General features: G+C 39.7%; 22 protein-coding genes. 15 read left to right on the forward strand and 7 right to left on the reverse strand.

Annotated elements, in window-relative coordinates; all coding sequences use genetic code 11:
• Positions 1-165 precede the first annotated feature (165 nt).
• A complete protein-coding gene (locus tag VSAL_RS04675; RefSeq protein WP_012549621.1) occupies positions 166-630 on the forward strand; it encodes a DUF4442 domain-containing protein in 465 nt (154 codons plus the stop codon).
• Between the two features lie 37 nt (positions 631-667).
• Here the strand turns inward: VSAL_RS04675 and fldA are convergent, their stop codons facing one another.
• The 3 genes from fldA to VSAL_RS04690 all read right to left on the reverse strand — a co-directional run bounded on the left by fldA (position 668) and on the right by VSAL_RS04690 (position 2,339).
• Positions 668-1,195, reverse strand: a complete 528-nt coding sequence (fldA, locus tag VSAL_RS04680; RefSeq protein ID WP_012549622.1) for a flavodoxin FldA — start codon at positions 1,193-1,195, stop codon at positions 668-670.
• A gap of 59 nt (positions 1,196-1,254) precedes the next feature.
• Positions 1,255-1,476: a DUF2788 domain-containing protein gene (locus tag VSAL_RS04685; protein ID WP_012549623.1), complete on the reverse strand. Its 222-nt coding sequence runs from the start codon at positions 1,474-1,476 to the stop codon at positions 1,255-1,257.
• Positions 1,477-1,562: 86 nt separating this feature from the next.
• Positions 1,563-2,339 carry an alpha/beta fold hydrolase gene (locus tag VSAL_RS04690; RefSeq protein ID WP_012549624.1) on the reverse strand — a complete coding sequence of 259 codons (777 nt, stop codon included), beginning with the start codon at positions 2,337-2,339 and terminating at the stop codon, positions 1,563-1,565.
• 93 nt (positions 2,340-2,432) lie between these two features.
• Between VSAL_RS04690 and seqA the strand changes: the two genes are divergently transcribed.
• The 3 genes from seqA to VSAL_RS04705 all read left to right on the forward strand — a co-directional run bounded on the left by seqA (position 2,433) and on the right by VSAL_RS04705 (position 5,511).
• Positions 2,433-2,975, forward strand: coding sequence for a replication initiation negative regulator SeqA (gene seqA, locus VSAL_RS04695; protein ID WP_012549625.1), 543 nt, complete (start codon positions 2,433-2,435; stop codon positions 2,973-2,975).
• Positions 2,976-3,023: 48 nt separating this feature from the next.
• Positions 3,024-4,670, forward strand: a complete 1,647-nt coding sequence (pgm, locus tag VSAL_RS04700) for a phosphoglucomutase (alpha-D-glucose-1,6-bisphosphate-dependent) (protein ID WP_012549626.1) — start codon at positions 3,024-3,026, stop codon at positions 4,668-4,670.
• 85 nt (positions 4,671-4,755) lie between these two features.
• Entirely contained in the window at positions 4,756-5,511 is a 756-nt protein-coding gene (locus tag VSAL_RS04705) for a Nif3-like dinuclear metal center hexameric protein (protein WP_012549627.1), read from the forward strand.
• 119 nt (positions 5,512-5,630) lie between these two features.
• Here the strand turns inward: VSAL_RS04705 and VSAL_RS04710 are convergent, their stop codons facing one another.
• Positions 5,631-6,920, reverse strand: coding sequence for a citrate synthase (locus tag VSAL_RS04710; RefSeq protein ID WP_012549628.1), 1,290 nt, complete (start codon positions 6,918-6,920; stop codon positions 5,631-5,633).
• Positions 6,921-7,312: 392 nt separating this feature from the next.
• On the opposite strand from VSAL_RS04710, the gene sdhC reads away from it, so the two are divergent.
• The 8 genes from sdhC (at position 7,313) to sucD (ending at position 16,903) form a co-directional block, all read left to right on the forward strand.
• Positions 7,313-7,708 carry a succinate dehydrogenase cytochrome b556 subunit gene (sdhC, locus tag VSAL_RS04715; RefSeq protein ID WP_023603601.1) on the forward strand — a complete coding sequence of 132 codons (396 nt, stop codon included), beginning with the start codon at positions 7,313-7,315 and terminating at the stop codon, positions 7,706-7,708.
• Complete coding sequence (gene sdhD / locus VSAL_RS04720; protein ID WP_012549630.1) at positions 7,702-8,049, forward strand: succinate dehydrogenase, hydrophobic membrane anchor protein; 348 nt, start codon at positions 7,702-7,704, stop codon at positions 8,047-8,049. Before sdhC ends, sdhD begins: the two co-directional genes overlap by 7 nt.
• Positions 8,049-9,815: a succinate dehydrogenase flavoprotein subunit gene (gene sdhA / locus VSAL_RS04725; RefSeq protein WP_044583201.1), complete on the forward strand. Its 1,767-nt coding sequence runs from the start codon at positions 8,049-8,051 to the stop codon at positions 9,813-9,815. Before sdhD ends, sdhA begins: the two co-directional genes overlap by 1 nt.
• A gap of 14 nt (positions 9,816-9,829) precedes the next feature.
• Positions 9,830-10,543, forward strand: a complete 714-nt coding sequence (locus VSAL_RS04730; RefSeq protein WP_012549632.1) for a succinate dehydrogenase iron-sulfur subunit — start codon at positions 9,830-9,832, stop codon at positions 10,541-10,543.
• 122 nt (positions 10,544-10,665) lie between these two features.
• On the forward strand, positions 10,666-13,482 hold the full coding sequence (sucA, locus tag VSAL_RS04735) for a 2-oxoglutarate dehydrogenase E1 component (protein ID WP_012549633.1): 2,817 nt from the start codon (positions 10,666-10,668) through the stop codon (positions 13,480-13,482).
• Between the two features lie 19 nt (positions 13,483-13,501).
• Positions 13,502-14,713 (forward strand): 2-oxoglutarate dehydrogenase complex dihydrolipoyllysine-residue succinyltransferase, encoded by a 1,212-nt coding sequence (odhB, locus tag VSAL_RS04740; protein WP_012549634.1) that lies wholly within the window; start codon positions 13,502-13,504, stop codon positions 14,711-14,713.
• 151 nt (positions 14,714-14,864) lie between these two features.
• Positions 14,865-16,031, forward strand: coding sequence for an ADP-forming succinate--CoA ligase subunit beta (gene sucC / locus VSAL_RS04745; protein ID WP_012549635.1), 1,167 nt, complete (start codon positions 14,865-14,867; stop codon positions 16,029-16,031).
• On the forward strand, positions 16,031-16,903 hold the full coding sequence (gene sucD, locus VSAL_RS04750) for a succinate--CoA ligase subunit alpha (protein ID WP_012549636.1): 873 nt from the start codon (positions 16,031-16,033) through the stop codon (positions 16,901-16,903). The genes sucC and sucD overlap by 1 nt, the downstream gene beginning before the upstream one ends.
• 100 nt (positions 16,904-17,003) lie before the next feature.
• On the opposite strand, the gene znuB is transcribed toward sucD, so the two are convergent.
• Positions 17,004-17,789 (reverse strand): zinc ABC transporter permease subunit ZnuB, encoded by a 786-nt coding sequence (znuB, locus tag VSAL_RS04755; RefSeq protein ID WP_012549637.1) that lies wholly within the window; start codon positions 17,787-17,789, stop codon positions 17,004-17,006.
• On the reverse strand, positions 17,786-18,556 hold the full coding sequence (gene znuC, locus VSAL_RS04760; RefSeq protein ID WP_012549638.1) for a zinc ABC transporter ATP-binding protein ZnuC: 771 nt from the start codon (positions 18,554-18,556) through the stop codon (positions 17,786-17,788). Before znuC ends, znuB begins: the two co-directional genes overlap by 4 nt.
• A gap of 88 nt (positions 18,557-18,644) precedes the next feature.
• Here znuC and znuA point away from each other — a divergent pair, with 88 nt between their 5' ends.
• Both znuA and mepM read left to right on the forward strand, forming a co-directional pair.
• Complete coding sequence (znuA, locus tag VSAL_RS04765) at positions 18,645-19,538, forward strand: zinc ABC transporter substrate-binding protein ZnuA (RefSeq protein ID WP_012549639.1); 894 nt, start codon at positions 18,645-18,647, stop codon at positions 19,536-19,538.
• Entirely contained in the window at positions 19,535-20,875 is a 1,341-nt protein-coding gene (gene mepM / locus VSAL_RS04770; RefSeq protein WP_012549640.1) for a murein DD-endopeptidase MepM, read from the forward strand. The genes znuA and mepM overlap by 4 nt, the downstream gene beginning before the upstream one ends.
• A 59-nt stretch (positions 20,876-20,934) precedes the next feature.
• Here the strand turns inward: mepM and VSAL_RS04775 are convergent, their stop codons facing one another.
• On the reverse strand, positions 20,935-21,705 hold the full coding sequence (locus VSAL_RS04775) for a phosphoribosylglycinamide formyltransferase (RefSeq protein WP_012549641.1): 771 nt from the start codon (positions 21,703-21,705) through the stop codon (positions 20,935-20,937).
• Between the two features lie 358 nt (positions 21,706-22,063).
• On the opposite strand from VSAL_RS04775, the gene tyrS reads away from it, so the two are divergent.
• On the forward strand, positions 22,064-23,344 hold the full coding sequence (gene tyrS, locus VSAL_RS04780; RefSeq protein WP_012549642.1) for a tyrosine--tRNA ligase: 1,281 nt from the start codon (positions 22,064-22,066) through the stop codon (positions 23,342-23,344).
• Positions 23,345-23,403 lie beyond the last annotated feature (59 nt).

Genomic DNA, 23,403 nt, shown 5'->3' on the forward strand with positions numbered 1-23,403 from the left:
GGCATTCTGCATCGATTTCTTGTGCAGTTTTAATAACTTAATTATAGGGAACATTCAATTCAGTTGAAACCTTATCTGCAAGATCTCTTACAAAAAAATAGATGTTGATCTTTTGTTAATATACAAACTATTATGAGGTCTGACCAGAATTAAAGGGAAATAAATATGTACCGTTACTTTACCCCAAAAATAGTCCGATGGGCATTAAATATTTGGCCTCCATTTTGGGGAGCAGGGATATCGATCAAAAACATTTCAGAAAATTTTCAAGATGTTCGAGTTGTACTAAAAGATCGATTTTGGAATAGGAATGCGAATCGTACCCAATATGGAGGAAGTATTTTTTCTATGACTGATCCGGTTTTTTCGTTGATGCTAATGGGTATTTTTCGGGAAGAATATTTTGTATGGGATAAAAAAGCAGAAATCGATTTTATTTCGCCGGGAACAAGTAACCTAGAGGCTCATTTTGTTATTTCCGATGAAAAAATAAAAGAAATTAAACAATTAACGGAAAATGGAAATAAATGCTTTCCAGAGTTTGAAGTGTATATTTATGATAAGAATGGAAAGGTGGTGGCAAGAGTTAATCGAACATTGTACGTAAGGAAAAAACCTCAATTTAGATAATGCCCTCATGAAAGAGGGCACTCATAAAAACTAAAATTTAGTCTTCAAGTTCTGCTAAACACATTTCTTCATGGATTTGTTTCACCCATGCAGTAACACGTTCTTCAGTCAGTTCTGGTTGGCGATCTTCATCAATACAAAGACCAACAAAGTTATTTTCATCAACGAGAGCTTTAGATGCTTCGAATTCATAGCCTTCTGTTGGCCAGTAACCAATTACTGTGCCGCCTTTTGCTTCTACGATGTCACGAATATTGCCCATCGCATCACAGAAATACTCAGCGTAATCTTCTTGGTCGCCACAACCAAAAATAGCAACAAGCTTAGTTGAGAAATCAATGCCTTCTAACTCTGGGAAGAAATCATCCCAATCACATTGAGCTTCACCGTAATACCATGTAGGGATACCTAAAAGAAGAAGGTCAAAGTTATCAATGTCTTCTTTACTGCTTTTCGCAATATCTTGTACATGAACTAGCTTTTTACCAAGCTGTTTTTGAATCATCTTGCCAATAGCTTCAGTGTTACCTGTATCGCTACCAAAGAAGAGTCCTACACTTGCCATATGATGAATACCTGTATTTTTCTAATTAATGAAATTTGGTGTTATTTGATTAGTTGAATTTAGCCAAGCCCTGCGCCTTCCCAGCTAAGCTGAATAAGACCTTTCGCAATAAAACCAGTACAACCAAGAAAGAGTACTAGCCAAACAATACGTCGGCCAAAAGATGGGACATTCCCCTGTTTTAAAACATCTTTTATTGCCATACCGATAAAGAAAAAAATCGAGGCAAACAATAAATCTAATCCAATAGATTCAATAAGATCAAAATGTTCATACAGCATGATTCACCCTTACATTATGCAGGTTTGCTAAACTAATCATATAATGACGCAAAACTATACCATAGCTTTGCGCTGGTTGGTATTGATTATCTTTTACGACTATTTTCTATAAAGCGATTAATTATGCGATAAATCGTCTCTGGTTTTTCTGCATGCAACCAATGCCCGGTTCCATTCACTACATGCGCTTTTGCAGTAGGGAATTGAGCCATGATGCTGGCTCTATGCCCAGGCAGAATATAATCGGAATTTTCTCCTTTTATAAATAAGACATGGCCTGAAAAAGGAGTGATGTCATGCCAACCAATAATGTCAGAATACTGATTAAATAACGTCGACACGTTAAATCTAAAAGTTAACGTATTATTTATTTTATGCAATGACTTACTTAAAAATTGTCTAACTCCGGGGTCAATAATTGAGGTTGATAATAAGACATCTGCTTCTTTTCGAGACGTTGGTGGCGTTGTTATTACACGTTGTAATCCAGTAAAAACAGCATCATGTTTTCGTTCTGAGTATGAAACTGGGGCCATGTCTAAGATAGAAAGAGAATTAATTTTTTCTGGGGAAGATCCTGCAATAGCCATTGCTACTTTGCCTCCCATTGAATGCCCAATAATGTGAGCAGACGTAATGGAAAGATGATCCATTAATTCAATTACATCAGTCGCAAGTAAGTCATAATTATGTTCATTAGAGTGAAAAGAAAGTCCGTGATTACGAAGATCAACACTGATCACTTGATAGCTACTTTCAAATTGACGTGCTATCAATCCTAGGTTATCTAAGCTTCCGAATAGACCATGAATAAGGATCAATGGATCCCCGTTTCCTTGTTGTTTGTAATTAAGTCGCTTCATTTTTTTATGTTGTGTTAGGTTTGTCGTAGAGTATCACGATTATACAAGGTATAATTGTGCCTTCATAAATAGATTAAGAATACGAACCATATAATGAAGACAATTGAAGTAGATGAAGAACTATACCGCTTTATTGCGAGCCAAACTCAACACATCGGTGAAAGTGCCTCTGATATTTTACGTCGTATCTTAATGCAATCATCCGCAACTGAACTTGTTGTTACAGCGCCTTCTGCTGTTATCAAACGAGGCATTGTAGTTAGTAAAGATGCCGGCAAAGAGAGCTCTGTTGATCGAGTGAAAGCAGTACGTACCTTATTAATTTCTGATGAATTCTCCTCACTAGATAAAGCGATCGATCGCTTTTTAACTGTATTATCAGAATTATATACCATTGACTCTAAAGCTTTTTCTGAAGCAACAGAAGTTAAAGGTCGAACTCGAGTTTATTTTGCTGATAATCAAGATACCTTAATAGCAAGTGGTAAAACGACTAAGCCTCGAGAAATCAAAGGAACGCCTTTCTGGGTTATTACAAACACGAATACTAATCGCAAGCGCCACATGGTTGAATTATTAATGGAACGTATGGGTTTCCAACATGACTTAACAGAAAAAGTGTGCGCGGCGATTTAATTTTTTGAGTTAGCACTCAAATCATAATTTGTCACAAGGAATCGTCAAATGGCTATACATCCTCGCGCTGGGCAAAAAGCTCAGCAAGAAGATTTACACAATATCCCAGTATTAGTTGCTAATTATTTTTTATTAGAGCCAAACCCAGCTAATGCCGATCAGAAAGTGCAATTTGGTACTTCTGGACACCGTGGAACGGCGGATAAATCAACGTTTAATCAGCATCATATTTGGGCAATTGCTCAAGCGGTTGTTGATGTTCGTAAAGCGAATGGAGTGACTGGTCCTCTGTTTTTAGGGAAAGATACTCACGCATTATCTGAACCTGCATTTACGTCTGCAATTGAAGTATTTGTTGCAAATGGCGTTGAAGTTATTATTCAAGAGAATAATGGCTACACTCCGACCCCTGGTATTTCGCATGCAATTTTAACGCATAATGTTAAATTTGATGAGAAAGCTGATGGTATTGTGATTACACCTTCTCATAACCCACCTCAAGATGGCGGCATTAAATATAATCCTGTTCATGGAGGACCGGCAGAAGGTGAGCTGACGACAGCCATTGAAAATCGTGCGAATCAATTGATTGCGAATGAATTAAAAGAAGTTAAACGCGTTTCTATAACAGAGGCAATGGCTTCTGATCTTGTTAAGCAAATTGACTTAGTTCAACCGTATATTGATGATCTGAAAAATGTGATTAATATTGAAGCGATTCAAAAAGCAAATTTAAAATTAGGTGTGGATCCACTTGGCGGTTCTGGCATTGAATATTGGCGTCAAATTGGTCAGGCGTTTGAACTTGATTTGACTCTTGTGAGTGAAGCTATCGATCCGTCATTCCAGTTTATGTCGTTAGATAAAGACGGTGTAGTTCGTATGGACTGTTCTTCACCTTATGCAATGGCTGGATTATTATCATTAAAAGATGATTATGATTTAGCGTTCGGTAATGATCCTGATTATGATCGCCATGGTATTGTTACACCATCAGGACTAATGAACCCAAACCATTACCTTGCAGTATGTATTGATTATTTATATCAAAATCGACCTCAGTGGAAAAGCGAAGTTGCTGTAGGTAAAACTCTCGTTTCTTCAGCTATTATTGATAAGGTTGTGGCTGATTTAGGCCGTGATTTATGTGAAGTTCCTGTTGGTTTTAAGTGGTTTGTTGATGGTTTATACAATGGGACACTAGGCTTTGGTGGTGAAGAAAGTGCAGGTGCTTCTTTCTTACGTTTTGATGGTACACCATGGTCAACAGATAAAGATGGTATTCTTTTGTGTCTACTTGCTGCTGAAATTACAGCAATAACTGGTATGAACCCGCAAGAATATTATAATAAACTTGCTGCTCAACACGGTGAATCAAGTTATAACCGTATTCAAGCGGTTGCGAATAAAGAACAAAAAGCGGTATTAAGTAAACTCTCTCCAGAGATGGTGTCTGCAACAACATTAGCAGGTGATGAGATTACTGCACGTTTAACGCATGCTCCTGGTAACGGTGCTGCGATTGGTGGTTTGAAAGTAACAACGGCGAATGGTTGGTTTGCTGCACGCCCATCTGGAACTGAAGAGATTTATAAAATTTACTGCGAAAGTTTTAAAGGTGCTGATCATTTGGCATTGATTGAGCAAGAAGCACAAGAAATTGTAAGTAATGTATTTAAAGACGCTGGATTATAGTGGTCTAGTATAATTTCAGTAAAATGTTAATAAAAAAAGCAGCGCATGTCGCTGCTTTTTTTATTTTAAATATAGGGACGTGATAGTGAATAATTTTCAGTTAGAAACAGTACTAAATAATGAATTAAAGCCTCAATTAATTAAAGACTATTGCCCAAATGGACTTCAAGTTGAAGGTAAAAATGAAGTAAAGAAAATTATTACAGGTGTAACTGCTTCTCAAGCACTTATTGACGCTGCGATAGAGTATAAAGCAGATGCATTATTAGTTCATCATGGCTACTTCTGGAAGGGCGAAAATGAGTCAATTAAAGGGATGAAAGGGAATCGTATTCGTTCTTTAATTAAAAATGACATTAATTTATTTGCTTACCATCTTCCTTTAGATATACACCCAACACTTGGTAATAATGCGGAGTTAGCTCGTTTATTTTCAATTATAAATGTTGAAGGGCTAGAGCCAACGCCTCAATCCATAGCAATGAAAGGAGAGTTTGACGTTGCATTATCTGGCGAAGATCTTAGTTTAAGAATCAGCCAAATATTGAATAGAGAGCCCTTACACATTACCCCTGATGTTAATAAAAATATTAAAACAGTGGCTTGGTGCTCCGGTGGAGGTCAAGATTATATTGAGTTGGCGGCAGAGCAGGGGATAGATGCGTTTATATCAGGAGAAATATCTGAAAGAACGACTTATATCGCACGTGAATTAGGCATTCATTATTTTGCAGCTGGTCATCATGCAACGGAACGTTATGGAGTTAAAGCTCTTGGTGAGTGGTTGGTAAGAGAGCACGGATTTGACGTTAAATTTATTGATATTGATAACCCAGTATAGGCATTTACTTATGGATTCATTATTTGATGTTATTTAAATTAAATCAGAATAAAAAAGGTTGATGCTAACGCATCAACCTTTTTATTTAAGAGATAGTGATTACCTACATGAACTCTAAATTATTCACGTTCGTGAAGTGGTTTAAATTCGCGTAACTCTTCACCTGTATAAAGTTGGCGAGGACGACCAATACGGTTATCTGGATCACTGTGCATTTCGCTCCAGTGTGCGATCCAACCAACAGTACGAGACAGTGCAAAAATAACAGTAAACATTGATGCAGGGATCCCAATCGCTTTTAGAATAATACCTGAGTAGAAATCTACGTTTGGATACAGTTTTTTAGATACAAAGTATTCATCAGATAGCGCAATTCGTTCAAGTTCCATTGCTACATCTAACAGTGGATCTTTAATGTTTAGCTCTTTCAATACTTCATGACACGCTTCACGCATTACTGTTGCTCGTGGATCGTAGTTTTTATAAACACGGTGTCCAAAGCCCATTAATCGGAAAGGGTCTTCCTTATCTTTTGCTTTTGCAACGTACTCATCAATATTATCAAGAGAGCCAATTTCTTCAAGCATACGCAAACAAGCTTCATTTGCACCACCATGTGCTGGTCCCCAAAGAGAAGCAATACCTGCGGCGATACATGCAAATGGGTTTGCACCTGAAGAGCCCGCTAAACGAACTGTTGATGTTGACGCATTTTGTTCATGATCAGCATGCAGAGTAAATATTTTATCCATAGCACGAGCAACAACAGGATTTACTTCATATTCTTCACATGGGTTTGCGAACATCATGTGCAAGAAGTTTTCAGCATACGTTAAGTCGTTACGTGGATAGATAAACGGTTGACCAATCGAATATTTGTAGCACATCGCTGAAAGTGTTGGCATTTTAGATAGAAGTCTAAATGCCGCAATTTCACGATGTTCATCATTATTAATATCTAGTGAATCATGGTAGAAGGCCGCTAATGCACCAACTACACCACACATTACAGCCATTGGGTGAGCATCACGACGGAACCCATGGAAGAAGCTTGAAATTTGTTCGTGAACCATCGTATGACGGGTAACAATATCTTTGAACGTTTCGTATTCTTCACGGCTTGGTGCTTGGCCATTCAGTAGTATGTAACATACTTCTAAGTAATCAGCATTATTTGCTAACTGATCGATTGGGAAGCCACGGTGTAGTAATACACCTTTGTCACCATCAATGTAGGTAATTTGAGATTCACAAGATGCAGTGGCAAGAAAACCAGGGTCAAAAGTGAAGTAACCATTAGCGCCTAATTTGCGTACATCAATCACTTCAGGTCCGATAGTGCCTTCCATTACTGGCATGTCTATTGGTGCTTGACCTTCAATGTGAAGAGTTGCTTTCTTATCAGCCATAACATTCTCCTTTTGTTATATTTTTATTCTATCCCGGATATGAGAGTGACAACTTTGTACCCATTACACGGGCTAATGTCAATTTTTGTGCGCTTATGTGTGCACTTGTTTATATTTTTGATGAAAAAAAAGTTAATTTTCTGTGGTGTGATGTAGGTGTTATTTATGCGTTTGTAATCAGATGTTTCACATCGTATACTGCGGCTGAGTCTCTGGTCTGTCCCTTGTATTATATAGGGTTAACGTGAATTTCATCTACTTAAAAATAGAGTTTTATTTGTTAAATAACTCGCATAAAGAGATGTTGCTCACAACGAAAGTTATGAAAATGTTAAATTTAACTGACTTTTGATAGATCAGGGGTATCTATAACAATAAAATGCTCAATGGAGCTGAGTGAGCCCCTTGTGAAAGTTAAGAAGTCAAGACCTGTCAACTTAGATCTACAAACGATCCGTTTTCCAATAACGGCTATCGCCTCTATTTTACACCGTGTAAGTGGTGTAATTACTTTTGTTTCTGTTGGAATATTGCTTTGGTTATTAAACCTATCGCTTTCTTCACCTATTGGATTTGCACAAGCCGCTGATCATATCGATGGCTTTTTTGTGACGTTCATTATGTGGGGTATCCTGACTGCTCTCGCTTATCATATTGTTGTTGGTATTCGTCATTTACTGATGGATATGGGACATTTTGAAGAGTTAGAGTCAGCCAGTCAAAGCGCTAAAATTGCGTTTGTAATTACAGCAGTGTTATCTCTTTTAGCAGGAGTATTGGTATGGTAGCTAATGTATCTTCCCTTGGTCGTAGCGGAGTTCATGATTTTATCTTGATCCGTGCTAGTGCGATCATCCTAACCCTCTACACACTATATATTGTTGGTTTTTGTGTTTTTGGCCCAGAGCTAACCTATATGTCATGGACTAACTTCTTTGGTGGTTTGTTCACCAAAGTATTCACCATGCTAGCTTTACTCTCCATAATCATTCATGCGTGGATAGGTTTATGGCAAGTACTTACAGATTATATTAAACCAGTATTGTTGCGTGCTCTGCTTCAACTAGGTTTGGTTGCTGTTTTGCTTGGGTATTTCTTCTCTGGTTTAATTATTGTGTGGGGTGTGTAGTGAGTATTGCTGTTAGAGAATTTGACGCTGTTGTAATCGGCGCTGGTGGTGCAGGAATGCGAGCTGCACTACAAATTTCAGAACAAGGCTTATCATGTGCTTTGTTATCAAAAGTGTTTCCAACTCGTTCTCATACTGTATCTGCTCAAGGTGGTATTACCGTTGCTCTCGGTAATGCGCATGAAGATCACTGGGAACAACATATGTACGATACCGTAAAAGGTTCCGATTATATTGGTGACCAAGATGCAATCGAATACATGTGTAAGAATGGCCCTGAATCAGTTATCGAATTAGAGAAGATGGGATTGCCTTTTTCTCGTTTTGATGACGGTACGATTTATCAGCGACCATTCGGTGGTCAATCTAAAAACTTCGGTGGTGAGCAAGCGGCACGTACTGCGGCGGCAGCTGACCGTACTGGGCACGCTTTGCTTCATACGTTATACCAACAAAATATTAAGCACAAAACGACCATTTTTTCTGAGTGGTACGCGCTTGACCTTGTTAAAAATGAAGACGGTGCCATTTTAGGCTGTACCGCGCTTTGCATGGAAACAGGGGAGATTTGTTACTTTAAATCGAAAGCAACCATCCTTGCTACAGGTGGCGCTGGTCGTATTTATGCGTCAACAACGAATGCACACATTAATACCGGTGATGGTGTTGGTATGGCGATTCGTGCTGGCGTTCCAATGCAAGATATCGAAATGTGGCAATTCCATCCGACGGGCATTGCCGGTGCGGGTGTTCTTGTTACTGAAGGTTGTCGTGGTGAAGGTGGTTATCTTCTAAATAAAGACGGTGAGCGCTTCATGGAGCGTTATGCTCCAAACGCGAAAGATCTTGCTGGTCGTGATGTTGTTGCTCGTTCAATGATGGTTGAAATTCGCGAAGGTCGTGGTTGTGATGGTCCTTGGGGTCCTCACCTTAAACTGAAGTTGGATCATTTAGGCAAAGAAACGCTTGAATCTCGCCTACCTGGTGTGTGTGAGCTATCTCGTACCTTTGCTCATGTTGATCCAGTAAAAGAACCAATCCCAGTGATTCCTACTTGTCATTACATGATGGGTGGCGTACCAACACAAGTGTCTGGTCAAGCAATTAAGCAAGACCCAACGGGCGCAGATGTAGAAATTCAAGGTCTATTTGCTTGTGGTGAAATTGCGTCGGTATCGGTCCATGGTGCAAACCGCCTAGGTGGTAATTCACTGCTTGATTTAGTCGTGTTTGGTCGTGCAACCGGTCTTCATTTAGGTGAAACACTGAAGAAACAAGCAGAAGCTAAGCCGGCTACTGAAGCGGATATTGAAGCGTCTCTTGATCGTTACAATCGTTGGGAGAACAGTACGGGTGGTGAAGACCCAGTTCAAATCCGCAAAGACTTACAACAATGTATGCAAAATAACTTCTCGGTATTCCGTGAAGGCGATGCAATGGCTAAAGGTCTTGAAGAGCTTAAAGCGATTCGTGAGCGTTTGAAAAATGCTTATCTTGCCGATAAATCAACAGAATTTAACACTCAACGTATCGAATGTTTAGAGTTAGAAAACTTGATGGAAACGGCATTTGCGACGGCAGTTGCAGCAAACTATCGTACAGAAAGTCGTGGAGCACATGCTCGTTTTGACTTCCCTGATCGTGATGATGTGAATTGGTTATGTCATTCAGTGTATAACCCTGAGACAGAATCGATGACTAAGCGTGGTGTGAACATGGAGCCTATCCATCGTGAAGCATTTCCACCTAAAGCACGTACGTATTAAGAGAGGGCAGAAAGATGAAATTAAATTTTTCAATCTATCGTTATAATCCGGATGTAGATAATGCTCCTCACATGAAGGCGTATACGTTAGAAGTGGAAGAAGGCTCTGACATGATGGTGCTAGATGCACTTATCTTATTAAAAGAGCAAGATCCTACAATCTCATTCCGTCGCTCATGCCGAGAAGGGGTATGTGGTTCTGATGGTTTAAATATGAATGGTAAAAATGGGCTGGCTTGTATCACACCGTTATCAGAGTTAATTGGTAAAGGTGATCTTGTTATTCGTCCATTACCAGGCTTACCTGTCGTTCGAGATTTAATTGTCGATATGGCGCAGTTCTATGAAAATTATGAGAAAGTGAAACCTTTCCTAATCAGTGATGGTGCTACACCGCCTTCAAGAGAAAACCTACAGTCTCCTGAAGAACGTGAACACTTAGATGGGTTGTATGAATGTATTATGTGCGCATGTTGTACGACATCATGCCCATCATTCTGGTGGAACCCTGATAAGTTCATTGGACCTGCTGGGCTTCTTGCTGCTTACCGTTGGTTAATTGATAGTCGTGATACCGCAACAAACGAACGTTTGTCTAATTTAGACGATGCATTCAGTGTTTTTCGTTGCCATGGCATAATGAATTGTGTAAGTGTATGTCCTAAAGGGTTAAATCCGACAAAAGCGATTGGTCATATTAAGACCATGCTATTGAAGAAAGCGGTATAACCATACTGCCTCAACTTACTCATTGGTTTTATGAATCTTATTAAGCGGTGAGTAAGTTGAAGTTTATAAGCCCGGTACAAAAGACCGGGATAGACGTGAAACTACTGGATTAAGGGAAAATAATGCAGAATAGCGTGATGAAGGCATGGTTTGAGTCTTCACATTTAGCTGGCGCTAATGCAACGTACGTAGAAGAACTCTACGAACTCTATCTCAGTGACCCGGAAATCGTTAGCGATGAATGGAGAGAAGTTTTTGATACACTTCCAGTTGAGAATACTGGTGTATCAGAACAAGCCCATTCCCCTGTACGAGATTATTTCCGTCGTCTTGCGAAAGAAACAAAGCAAGTTAGTGCTCAAGTTAATGATCCAGATGTAGATGCTAAGCAAGTACGTGTTTTGCAGTTAATTAATGCATACCGTTTCCGTGGTCACCAAAATGCGAATTTAGACCCATTAGAGCTACAACAACATGAATATGTTGCAGAGTTAGAACCTGCTTTTCATAATCTAACTGACGCCGATTTCTCCGAAACGTTTAATGTTGGTTCTTTTGCTTCTGGGCAAGAGACAATGAAGCTTTCTGATTTGTATGAAGCACTACGAGGCACTTATTGTGGTTCTGTTGGTGCAGAATACATGCATATCACTAATACAGAAGAGAAACGTTGGATCCAACAACGTTTAGAATCTGTTGCGGGTAAACCAACATTTACGCCTCAAGAAAAGTTAACCTTCCTTGAGGAGCTAACTGCCGCCGAAGGGCTAGAGCGTTACTTAGGAGCTAAATTCCCTGGCGCCAAACGATTCTCATTGGAAGGTGGCGATGCCATGGTTCCGATGGTGAAAGAAATTATTCGCCGTGGTGGTGAAAATGGATGTCGTGAAATCGTTATCGGAATGGCTCACCGTGGACGTTTGAATATGTTAATCAACGTCCTTGGTAAAAAACCTCAAGACTTATTCGATGAATTTGCGGGTAAACATGGCGAATCATGGGGTACTGGTGATGTAAAATATCATCAAGGTTTCTCTTCTGATTTTGCTACGCCAGGTGGTAATGTTCACCTAGCTCTAGCGTTTAATCCCTCTCATCTTGAAATTGTTAACCCTGTAGTTATCGGTTCAGTTCGTGCTCGTCAAGATCGTTTGAATGATGCCGCAGGTGACAAAGTCATTCCAATTACTATCCATGGTGATTCTGCGATTGCGGGTCAAGGTGTGGTGGCTGAAACATTCAATATGTCTCAGGCTCGTGCATTCCATGTTGGTGGTACGATTCGTATTGTTATTAATAACCAAGTTGGTTTTACAACATCGAATCCTAAAGATATGCGTTCAACGCAGTATTGTACTGATATTGCTAAAATGGTTCAGGCACCGATTTTCCATGTGAATGCGGATGATCCTGAAGCGGTTGCTTTTGTTACTCGTATTGCTCTTGATTATCGTAATGAATTCAAACGTGATGTTGTGATTGATTTAGTTTGTTATCGCCGTCATGGTCATAACGAAGCTGATGAACCAAATGCAACTCAGCCATTGATGTATCAAAAAATCAAAAAACATCCCACGCCTCGTAAGTTGTATGCAGATACATTGATTGCGCGTCAAGATCTTGAGCTAGAAACAACGACACAATTGATCAATGAGTATCGTGATGCACTTGACCATGGTGAAGTCGTGGTTAAAGAGTGGCGTCCAATGCAACTGCATAACGTTGACTGGACTCCATTTCTCGGTCATGACTGGAATATTGAATGGGACAATAAATTCGATAAAACTCGTTTAGTTGAGCTTGGTCAGCGTGTTTGTCAGTATCCAGAGAGTCATAAATTACACAGTCGTGTAAATAAGATGTGTAATGACCGTATCTCTATGGTTGCTGGTGAAAAAGCCATTGATTGGGGCATGGCTGAAACATTAGCTTATGCAACATTAGTTGATGAAGGCCAGCGAATTCGTATTACTGGACAAGATTCAGGCCGTGGTACTTTTTTCCACCGTCATGCTGTACTGCATAATCAATCTGATGCGAGTACGTATGTTCCGTTGGCAAATATTCATGATAAGCAAGGCCCATTTGAAGTACATGATTCCGTGCTTTCAGAAGCGGCGGTACTTGCGTTTGAATATGGTTATGCAACGGCAGAACCAAGTGGTTTAACCATTTGGGAAGCACAATTTGGTGATTTTGCTAACTGTGCTCAAGTGGTTATTGACCAATTTATCTCTTCTGGTGAGCAAAAATGGGGTCGTATGTGCGGTCTTACAATGCTATTACCTCACGGTTATGAAGGTCAAGGTCCTGAGCATTCATCTGCACGACTTGAGCGTTTCTTACAAATGTGTGCTGAACAAAATATGCAAGTTGTTGTTCCATCAACACCTGCACAGGTTTACCACATGCTGCGCCGTCAAGTTGTTCGTCCAATGCGTCGTCCATTGATCGTAATGTCACCGAAATCATTACTACGTCATCCTTTATGTACATCGTCACTAGAAGATCTTGCTGAAGGTAATTTCCAACCAGCAATCCCTGAAATCGATGCACTGGATCCTGCGTTAGTTAAACGCGTCGTGTTCTGTTCTGGTAAGGTTTATTTTGATCTTTTAGAGCAGCGTCGTACTAATGAACAGAATGATGTTGCTATTGTTCGTATTGAGCAGCTTTACCCATTCCCTAAAGAAGACGTAGAAGCCGCCATCGCACAATATACAAATGTAGTGGATTATGTTTGGTGTCAAGAAGAGCCACAAAACCAAGGTGCTTGGTACTCAAGCCAACATAACTTCCGTTCAGCATTACCTGCGAGCGCAATATTACACTATGCAGGACGTCCAGCGTCTGCCTCTCCGGCAGTTGGCTATATGTCAGTGCACGTGAAACAACAAAAAGCGTTAGTTGAAGACGCTCTGACCCTAGATAAGAACTAGAAAGTATAGGAAAACGGATATGACAATCGAAATTCTGGTTCCAGATTTACCTGAATCTGTAGCAGACGCTACTGTAGCTACATGGCATAAAAAACCTGGTGATACAGTTGAGCGTGATGAAATACTTGTAGATATTGAAACAGATAAAGTGGTTCTTGAAGTACCGGCTCCTGAAGCTGGTGTACTCGAAGCTATTTTTGAAGATGAAGGTGCGACGGTTCTTTCTAAACAGTTGCTTGCTAAAATCAAACTAGGTGCAGTTGTTGGTGAGCCAACAAAAGATGTGACGAATGAGACGGAGTCTTCTCCTGATAAACGTCACACCGCATCGTTAGCAGAAGAGAAAAATGACGCATTAAGCCCTGCGGTACGTCGTTTACTTGGTGAGCATGACATTAAAGCATCAGATGTAAAAGGCACTGGTGTTGGTGGTCGAATTACTCGTGAAGATGTTGATGCACATGTTGCAGCATTAAAAGCAACATCAGCAAAAGCCACGGTATCTAATGAGCCAGCTGCGCCATTAGCTCATCGTAGCCAAAAGCGCGTACCAATGACTCGTCTTCGTAAAACAGTAGCAAGACGTTTATTGGAAGCGAAAAACAGCACGGCAATGCTAACGACGTTTAATGAAGTAAACATGAAACCAATCATGGAACTTCGTAAGCAGTATCAAGAGCAGTTTGAAAAGCGTCACGGCACTCGTTTAGGTTTCATGTCTTTCTATGTGAAAGCGGTAACTGAAGCACTTAAACGCTACCCTGAAGTGAACGCATCCATTGATGGTGATGATATTATTTATCATAACTATTTTGATATTAGTATGGCGGTATCTACGCCACGTGGTTTAGTGACTCCAGTACTAAAAGACTGTGATGCACTTGGTTTTGCCGATATTGAAAAAGGCATTAAAGAACTGGCGATTAAAGGCCGTGATGGAAAACTAGCGGTTGAAGATTTAATCGGTGGTAACTTTACTATCACTAATGGTGGTGTGTTTGGTTCGCTTATGTCGACACCAATTATTAACCCACCACAAGCGGCAATTTTAGGTATGCATAAAATCCAAGACCGTCCAATGGCTGTCAATGGAAAAGTAGAAATTCTACCAATGATGTACCTTGCACTCTCTTATGATCACCGTCTAATCGATGGTCGTGAATCAGTAGGTTTCCTTGTAACGATTAAAGAGTTACTTGAAGATCCTGCTCGCTTACTACTAGACGTTTAGTAATAAATATCTAGAAATAAACAAAGGCTATCATGCTCACGGTAGCCTCTTATTCAACTTCATTATTGGATAAAAATAGAAAGATGCCTTAGAGCGTCTTAGGACATTAAAAATTCCCATTAAAGGGAATAACTAAAATGGATAGAACATAATGAACCTACATGAATATCAAGCAAAGCAACTCTTTGCAGAATACGGCCTTCCTGTACCTGAAGGTTATGCTTGTGATACCGCTCAAGAGGCTTTTGAAGCTGCTGGACGTATTAGCACTGCGAAAAAAGTGGTTAAGTGTCAAGTCCACGCTGGTGGTCGCGGTAAAGCGGGCGGTGTTGAACTGCATGACACAAAAGAAGGCGTTAAAGAATTCGCTCAAAAGTGGTTAGGTAAAAACCTAGTGACTTTCCAAACAGACGCTAAGGGTCAACCAGTCACAAAAGTATTGGTTGAAGAAGCGTCAAATATTGCAAATGAATTATACCTAGGTGCGGTTGTTGACCGTGCTACGCGTCGTATCGTGTTCATGGCATCGACTGAAGGTGGTGTGGATATTGAGAAGATTGCTGAAGAAACTCCAGAGTTAATTCACCAAGCGGCGATTGATCCATTAGTTGGTCCTCAAGCTTTCCAAGGCCGTGAATTAGCCTTTAAACTTGGTCTTGAAGGCGATCAAATTAAGCAATTCGTTAAGATCTTTCTAGGTCTTGGCAACATGTTTGCTCAGTATGATTTAGCGCTACTTGAAATTAACCCACTTGTGGTGACGGCAGAAGGTAACCTTCTGTGTTTAGATGGTAAAATTAACATTGATTCTAATGCTATGTACCGTCAACCAAAACTGCGTGAAATGCATGATCCATCTCAAGAAGATGAGCGCGAAGCACATGCAGCACAATGGGAATTAAACTACGTTGCCCTAGATGGTAGCATTGGTTGTATGGTAAATGGTGCAGGCCTTGCTATGGGCACAATGGATATCGTGAATCTACACGGTGGCCAACCTGCTAACTTCCTAGATGTTGGCGGCGGTGCAACAAAAGAACGTGTAACAGAAGCCTTTAAGATCATCTTATCAGACAGCAATGTAAAAGCGGTTTTGGTTAACATCTTTGGTGGTATTGTTCGCTGTGACCTTATTGCTGATGGCATTATTGGTGCGGTTGAAGAAGTGGGTGTAAAAGTGCCTGTTGTTGTTCGCCTTGAAGGTAATAACGCACCACTAGGGTCACAAAAACTGGCTGAAAGTGGCCTAAATATCATTGCGGCTACTTCATTAACTGAAGCAGCTGAAAAAGTTGTTGCTGCTGCGGAGGGCAAATAATGTCTGTACTAATTAATAAAGATACAAAAGTTATCTGCCAAGGTTTCACTGGTGGCCAAGGAACATTCCACTCAGAGCAAGCAATTGATTACGGAACAAAAATGGTTGGTGGCGTATCACCAGGCAAAGGCGGTCAAGTTCATTTAGGTCTTCCTGTATTTAACACCGTTCGTGATGCAGTTGAAGCAACTGGCGCAACCGCTTCTGTTATTTATGTACCTGCACCTTTCTGTAAAGATGCGATTCTTGAAGCAATCGATGCGGGCATCAAATTAATCATAACGATTACAGAAGGTATTCCTACGCTTGATCTTCTTGACGTTAAAGTTCGTCTAGATGCTGAAGGTGTTGTGATGATCGGTCCTAACTGTCCGGGTGTAATTACTCCTGATGAATGTAAGATTGGTATTATGCCAGGTCACATTCATAAAAAAGGTAAAGTAGGTATTGTCTCTCGTTCAGGTACATTGACTTATGAAGCCGTAAAGCAAACAACGGATGAAGGTTTCGGCCAATCAACGTGCGTTGGTATCGGTGGTGATCCAATTCCTGGTTCAAACTTTATTGATATCTTAAAGTTATTCCAAGAAGATCCAGAGACTGAAGCAATTGTTATGATTGGTGAAATCGGTGGTACTGCGGAAGAAGAAGCTGCTGAGTTTATTAAACACAATGTAACTAAGCCTGTTGTTTCTTACATTGCGGGTGTTACCGCGCCTCCTGGTAAGCGTATGGGGCATGCTGGTGCAATCATCTCTGGTGGTAAAGGTACTGCTGAAGATAAGTTTGCAGCACTTGAAGCCGCAGGCGTTAAAACAGTTAAGAGCCTTGCTGATATCGGTAAAGGATTGCGTGAAATCACTGGTTGGTAATCAACTGCTGATATTCCCGTAAAAATAAACCCCGAGTTCTTGTGAGCTCGGGGTTTTTATTTACAGGTATTATCTAAAGCTTATTATTATATTAAGACTGTTATTGAGTCGTTTTCTTTAACTGAGATAACATAAAGATAGCAGCGCCAGAAACAACAACGGAAGGGCCCGCTGGGGTATCGTAGTGCCAAGAAAGGGCAAGACCTGCAATAACGGCAATACAACCAAAGATTGATGCGAATAGCACCATTTGTTCTGGTGAACGAGAAAAACGTCGAGCGGTAGCCGCAGGAATAATTAGCAACGAAGTAATAATTAATGCACCAACAAACTTCATTGATATCGCAATAACCAACCCAACCATTAACATTAAGACCAAGCGCATTAATTCAACGTTAACCCCTTCAACTTGAGCTAATTCTTCACTAATTGTAGATGATAATAATGGTCTCCAGACAATGTATATCTGGCCTAAAACGATAATCACACCAGTATAGATATACAATAAATCGTTATAAGTTACGGCAAGTAAATCACCGAATAAATAAGACATTAAGTCGACTCGAACATTATCTAAAAAGCTGACAGCAACGAGTCCTAGCGAGAGAGAGCTATGCGCTAAAATACCAAGTAAGGTATCAGTTGCGACTAAACGTTGTTTTTGTAGCGTAACTAATAATAATGCGATGGCAATACAGCAGACGATCAACGCTAAATTTAAGTTGATGTCGAATAAAAAGCCAAGAGATAACCCAAGTAAAGAGGCATGAGCGAGAGTATCGCCAAAATAGGCCATTTTTCTCCATACAACAAAAGAACCTAATGGCCCTGCAAGTAATGCAATGCCTAATCCTGCTAAAAGAGCAGGAAGCAAAAACTCAATCATGATGATGCCTTTTTATTTTTACTGCAGCATGAACCATTTGTTGGTTCACCAGAAAGATCATGATTGTGGTGGTGGTCATGATGGTAGAAGGCCAATTCTTGATCTCGTTGTTGACCAAATAATGCAATGTATTTAGGGTGTTTAGAGATCGATTCTGGCGCACCAGAACAACAAATGTGATGTTGCAGACAAATGACTTCGTCTGTTTTGGCCATCACAAGATGCAAATCATGAGAAACCATAAATATTGCGCAATTAAAGCGATGACGAATTGACTCTATTAGCGCATACAAACTGATTTGACCTTGAACATCGACACCTTGGGCTGGTTCATCAAGTACTAGTAAGTCTGGGCGTTGTAGCAGTGCTCTTGCGAGTAATACCCGCTGAGATTCGCCACCCGATAATTTATGCATATTTGAGTTAAGTAAATGTTCAGCCTCGACCAGCTTTAATGCATCAAGGTATTCTTGTTGGCTGTATTTCCCCGCTAACTTCAAAAAGCCTTGTACTGTTAGAGGAAGGGAATCATTTAAATGTATTTTTTGAGGTACGTAACCAATGCGTAATTTTTTTTCTCTTTTAATCTGACCACTGGTCGGTTTTTGCAAACCGAGAATAGCTTTCACTAACGTTGATTTACCTGCACCATTGGGACCAATCAAAGTAATGATCTTATTTGATTCGATGGATAATGAAATATTATCGAGAACATGACGGTCATCAAAGACAACGCAGACATCTTGTAAAGTGAGTAAAGTAGTCATTTTAAAATAAGAGTCGTTTGCAATTAGTAAGTGTTATAATGTAACATTTTAGAAATCCAACCGCCATCACATTTTTTAAGAGAAGAAAATGAGTAAAAAAAATCAATTTATTGCCTTATGTTTATGTACATTGCTAAGCGCTCAAGCTCAAGCAATGAACGTGTTGTCATCAGTGAAACCGATTAACCTAATCGTGCAAGAACTGACAAATGGCGTATCGGAATCCTCTTACTTGGTTCCACAAAGTGCTTCTCCACATGATTATGCATTACGTCCTTCTGACATTAAAAAAATAAAAAATGCCGATATGATCATTTGGTACGGAAATGATTTAGAACCTTTCCTAAGTAAAGTGTTAGCGGACCAAAAAAATGTCATCACCATCAGTGAATTTAGTTCGGTTGATTTTTATCACTTTGACCAACATGGGGATGACGCTCATGCCGAAGAAAGCGGGCACCATCACAATACTGATCCGCATTTTTGGTTAGGCCCAAAAGAAGCTTTGGGTGTAGCAAAAGAGATAACGGTTCAATTGATTAAAATTGATCCATTGAATAAAGACCAATATAAGTCTAATCTTGCAGCCTTTGAAAATAAGTTAGCACAGGCTGTGGAGACTATTTCAAAGCAATTAAAACCAGTGCAGAGTAAAGGCTACTTTGTTTTTCATGACGCATATGGTTATTTTGAACGTTATTTTGGAATGAATAACTTGGGGCACTTTACGGTGAGTCCGGATAGAAAACCGGGTGCAAAAACTTTGATTAATATAAAAAAATCACTTTTAAATCAACAAGCGGTATGTGTTTTTTCTGAACCTCAGTTTGAACCGGCAATTGTGACTACAATTACCAGAGGAACAGAAGTGCATAAAGGGGAACTTGATCCTTTAGCCATACAGCAAGCGGATGAAAATGGGGCTTATTTTATATTTCTATCAACCATCAGTAATGAGTTATCACGTTGTCTAAGTCAATAAAATATAAAAAAGCCATCGCGGCTAAAGTAGGTACATTATCAAAAAGACATAAGTTTATTTTATTGTCTTTATCTCTGTTTACCTGCGTTATCTTAATTTGGGAACCTACCCACAGTCTAGGTACTTCCTCATCAGTTCAAGGTCGAAATGAAGTGTCATTATCAAGTGATAATCTTCAAACATTAGCCGATCAAAACAGTGAACCTGTTGAGACAATCTTTGAACAAGATGATCCTAATTTCAATGCACCTAAAGATGAACTCGATAAACAGTTAGATGCAGCAGATACTGTGCATTCTCATACTGTTGCAAGCGGTGAAACACTCGGTGAAATATTCAAACAATATGCGCTACCAATGGCGGATATGTATTCATTATTGGATGTGAATAAGTCAGCAGCGAACATGAGAGTTGGTGCTGATCTTGAGTGGCAGCAAGATAATGATGGAAAATTAACTGAACTTAAAATTCATCGTAATATAAAAGACACTGATGTTTATGCGTGGAGTGGCGATAAATACACATTTACGCAGTTAGAAGAGAAAGGTGAAATTAAACCGGTATTTCTAACGGGCAGAGTGACGAGTAACTTTTATAACTCAGCACGTTCAGCAGGATTAACGCCTGGACAAATTCAAACATTGACCAAGCAATTGCAATGGAAATTTGATTTTGGCAGAGAAGCACGTAAAGGTGATAAATTTGCGGTTGAGATAAATAAAGAATTTATTGATGGAAAGGCCGTGTCATCTGGTGAGGTTGAAGCGGTACTGTACAAAAATGGCAGTAGAGAAATTACCTTACTGAAACATACGGATGGTCATTATTATGATGTTCAAGGCCGAAGCTTAAACCGAGCATTGGATCGTTATCCAACACATGAGCGTTTTAGAATCAGTTCGCCATTTAACCCATATCGAAAACACCCAATTACAGGGCGTATTTCACCACATAATGGGACTGACTTTGCTGCTCCTGTAGGCACCTCTGTTTATGCGACGGGTGATGGAGTGGTTGTTCGAGCTTTACACCATCCTTTAGCGGGTAATTATGTGATTATTAAGCATGGCCGTGAATACATGACGCGTTATCTTCACTTGAGTAAGATTTTGGTGAAGAAAGGGCAGAAAGTATCTATGGGCGATAAAATTGCTTTAAGTGGTAATACAGGACGTTCAACAGGGCCACACCTGCATTATGAGCTGATTAAAAATGGGCGAGCGGTAAATGCAATGAAAGTTCCTTTACCTCAAGCTTCGCCTGTAGATAATAGCGAAAGAGCACACTTTAAACAGCAAGCAAAACTCACGATTGATGCATTGCGTGATCAAGTTTAATTATCCAGTGTGATAAAAAATGTAAGCCTTTTCTAATACAGAAAAGGCTTTTTTATTGATTAAGCCAGAGCTTGTGTTGGGAGGTAAGATTTCCAAGCGTTAGCATATAAAGATTGAGATAATGCTCTCAGTTTTGTTATGCGTGCTTGTTCAAATTCAGTGAAGTTCCTGTCCTCGACAAATACAAGACGTTCCATATTTTGTATTTCTTCGTAAATTTTATGTTCAGCGCCATTCTTAACAATCGCGATGTCTTTTAAATGCAATTGGACTTCTGCAACGAGTTTTGTTTTTGGCAATTCAACTAATAGTTTTATATCTCGATACCCTGATTTAGCAGGTGTTGAAAAACGATTCGTTACACTCAGTATGGTTGTTTCTCTATTTAATGATTCATAAGCAGTCACGAGATCAGGAATGGAATCAGCGACGATGGTTGCTCGTGCGATGTCTGTGAGCTTATTTACCTGCCCGTTTAATTCTTGCTCTATTTTTAATAAAGCGCGTTCGCTACTTTTTACGCCAGCAAATTGAGGCTGAGTATTTGAAATCAGAGCGGTTTCTTTACAAATATTTTCTAACTCTCGTTGAGCTTGATGAGCTTTAGAATTTAAGATGTCGAAATCGGAATAAGGTTGATGTGAAAACTGGTTCCAACTTTCAATAGAAAGTAGGCCATTTAAGCTATGAAGGACATGATGGCGATCTAATTCTGATTGGTTAGCTTCTTGAAAATCAGGTTCAATGGACTCAATTAAAGAGGCTGCTTGTACTTGAGGTCGTCCAAAGACGAGAACCATTAAGACGGCAGCGCGGGCAAACTTTTTCATTCTTTTTCCTTAGCAAGATAGAAAGAAATAGCAACTAAGTAAAGCGTATCTTAGCAACACCTACTAATGAAATATGGGCATAGTTAGCAGATTCAATACCTAGCAAATAACCATTATTTAGGTTTGAGTTAGGCATCACAAAATGACACTTTATGACGTAAATATAGGTCAAAATTTGAACTTTTCTAATCGGGAAATGAAAGCAATTGTAACGAGAATATTTGATATTAATTAATCATAAGAGATTGATACGGCGACGAAGTGCCTTTTTAGTCACTAACTCTGTTATTTAGCCGCTAAATGTGTAAAATCGAGACTTCTTTTTTATACCGAAATTTAGAGTACAAGTAGGTTATCTATGACAGCAACAAATGAATTATTGCAGGATTTAAAAGCTCGTGGGCTTATTGCACAGTGTACAGCAGATGAAGAACTTGCTGAGCACCTATCTACAGACTGTCGTACTCTCTATTGTGGTTTCGATCCGACAGCAGACAGCTTACATATTGGTAGCCTTGTTCCTCTTTTAGTGCTTAAACGTTTTCAACAAGCAGGTCATAAGCCATTAGCGCTTGTTGGCGGTGCAACTGGCCTAATTGGTGACCCAAGCTTTAAAGCGGCTGAGCGTCAATTAAATACATCTGATGTTGTTGGTGATTGGGTTAATAAAATCCGTGCACAAGTGTCTGCATTTGTTGATTTTAATGAATCAAAAAATGGCGCAGAAGTGGTGAATAACCTAGATTGGATTGGTGAAATCAATGTAATCGAATTCATGCGTGATATCGGCAAGCACTTCAGCGTAAACTCAATGATTCAAAAAGAATCAGTGAAGCAGCGTATTGACCGTGAAGGTTCTGGTATTTCATTTACTGAATTCAGCTACATGCTACTTCAATCATACGATTTTGCTGCATTGAATAAAGCGAAAGAATGTACGCTTCAAATCGGTGGTTCTGATCAATGGGGTAACATTACTGGCGGTATCGACCTAACTCGCCGTATGAACCGTAATAAAGTATTTGGTTTAACGCTACCTCTAGTGACTAAATCCGACGGTACTAAATTCGGCAAAACAGAATCAGGTACAATTTGGTTAGACCCAAGCAAAACGTCACCATACGCATTCTTCCAATTCTGGTTGGGAACAGCAGATGCTGATGTATATGATTTCTTACGTTTCTTCACATTCTTATCTGTTGATGAGATTGCTGCTTTTGAAGAGAGTGACAAAAGTGTACAAGGTCGTCCTGCAGGCCAAGGTGTACTAGCTAAAGAAGTGACTCGCTTAGTGCATGGTGAAGAAGGTTTAGCGTCTTCTGAGCGCATTACAGCCGCGTTATTCTCTGGTGACTTAGCCTCTCTAACTGAAACCGATTTAGCACAATTAGCACAAGATGGTCTACCAACGACTGAACTTGAGGCTTCTGAGCAAACTATCGTTGAAGTACTGACTCAATCTGAACTAGCAAAATCAAATAAGATGGCGCGTGAATTTATTGGTAACGGTGCGGTTTCAGTGAATGGTGAAAAAGTGGCTGATGCTGAAGTGATTCTGAAAAAAGAAGACGCATTATTCGGTAAATACAGCGTAATTAAGCGTGGTAAGAAACTGTTTAACTTATACATCTGGAAATAATATTAGCTTCCGTTGATGAGGGATTTGTCTCTCATTAATGGGAGATAAATTATTCATTG

It is taken from the genome of Aliivibrio salmonicida LFI1238 (assembly GCF_000196495.1).
Lineage (GTDB): Bacteria > Pseudomonadota > Gammaproteobacteria > Enterobacterales > Vibrionaceae > Aliivibrio > Aliivibrio salmonicida.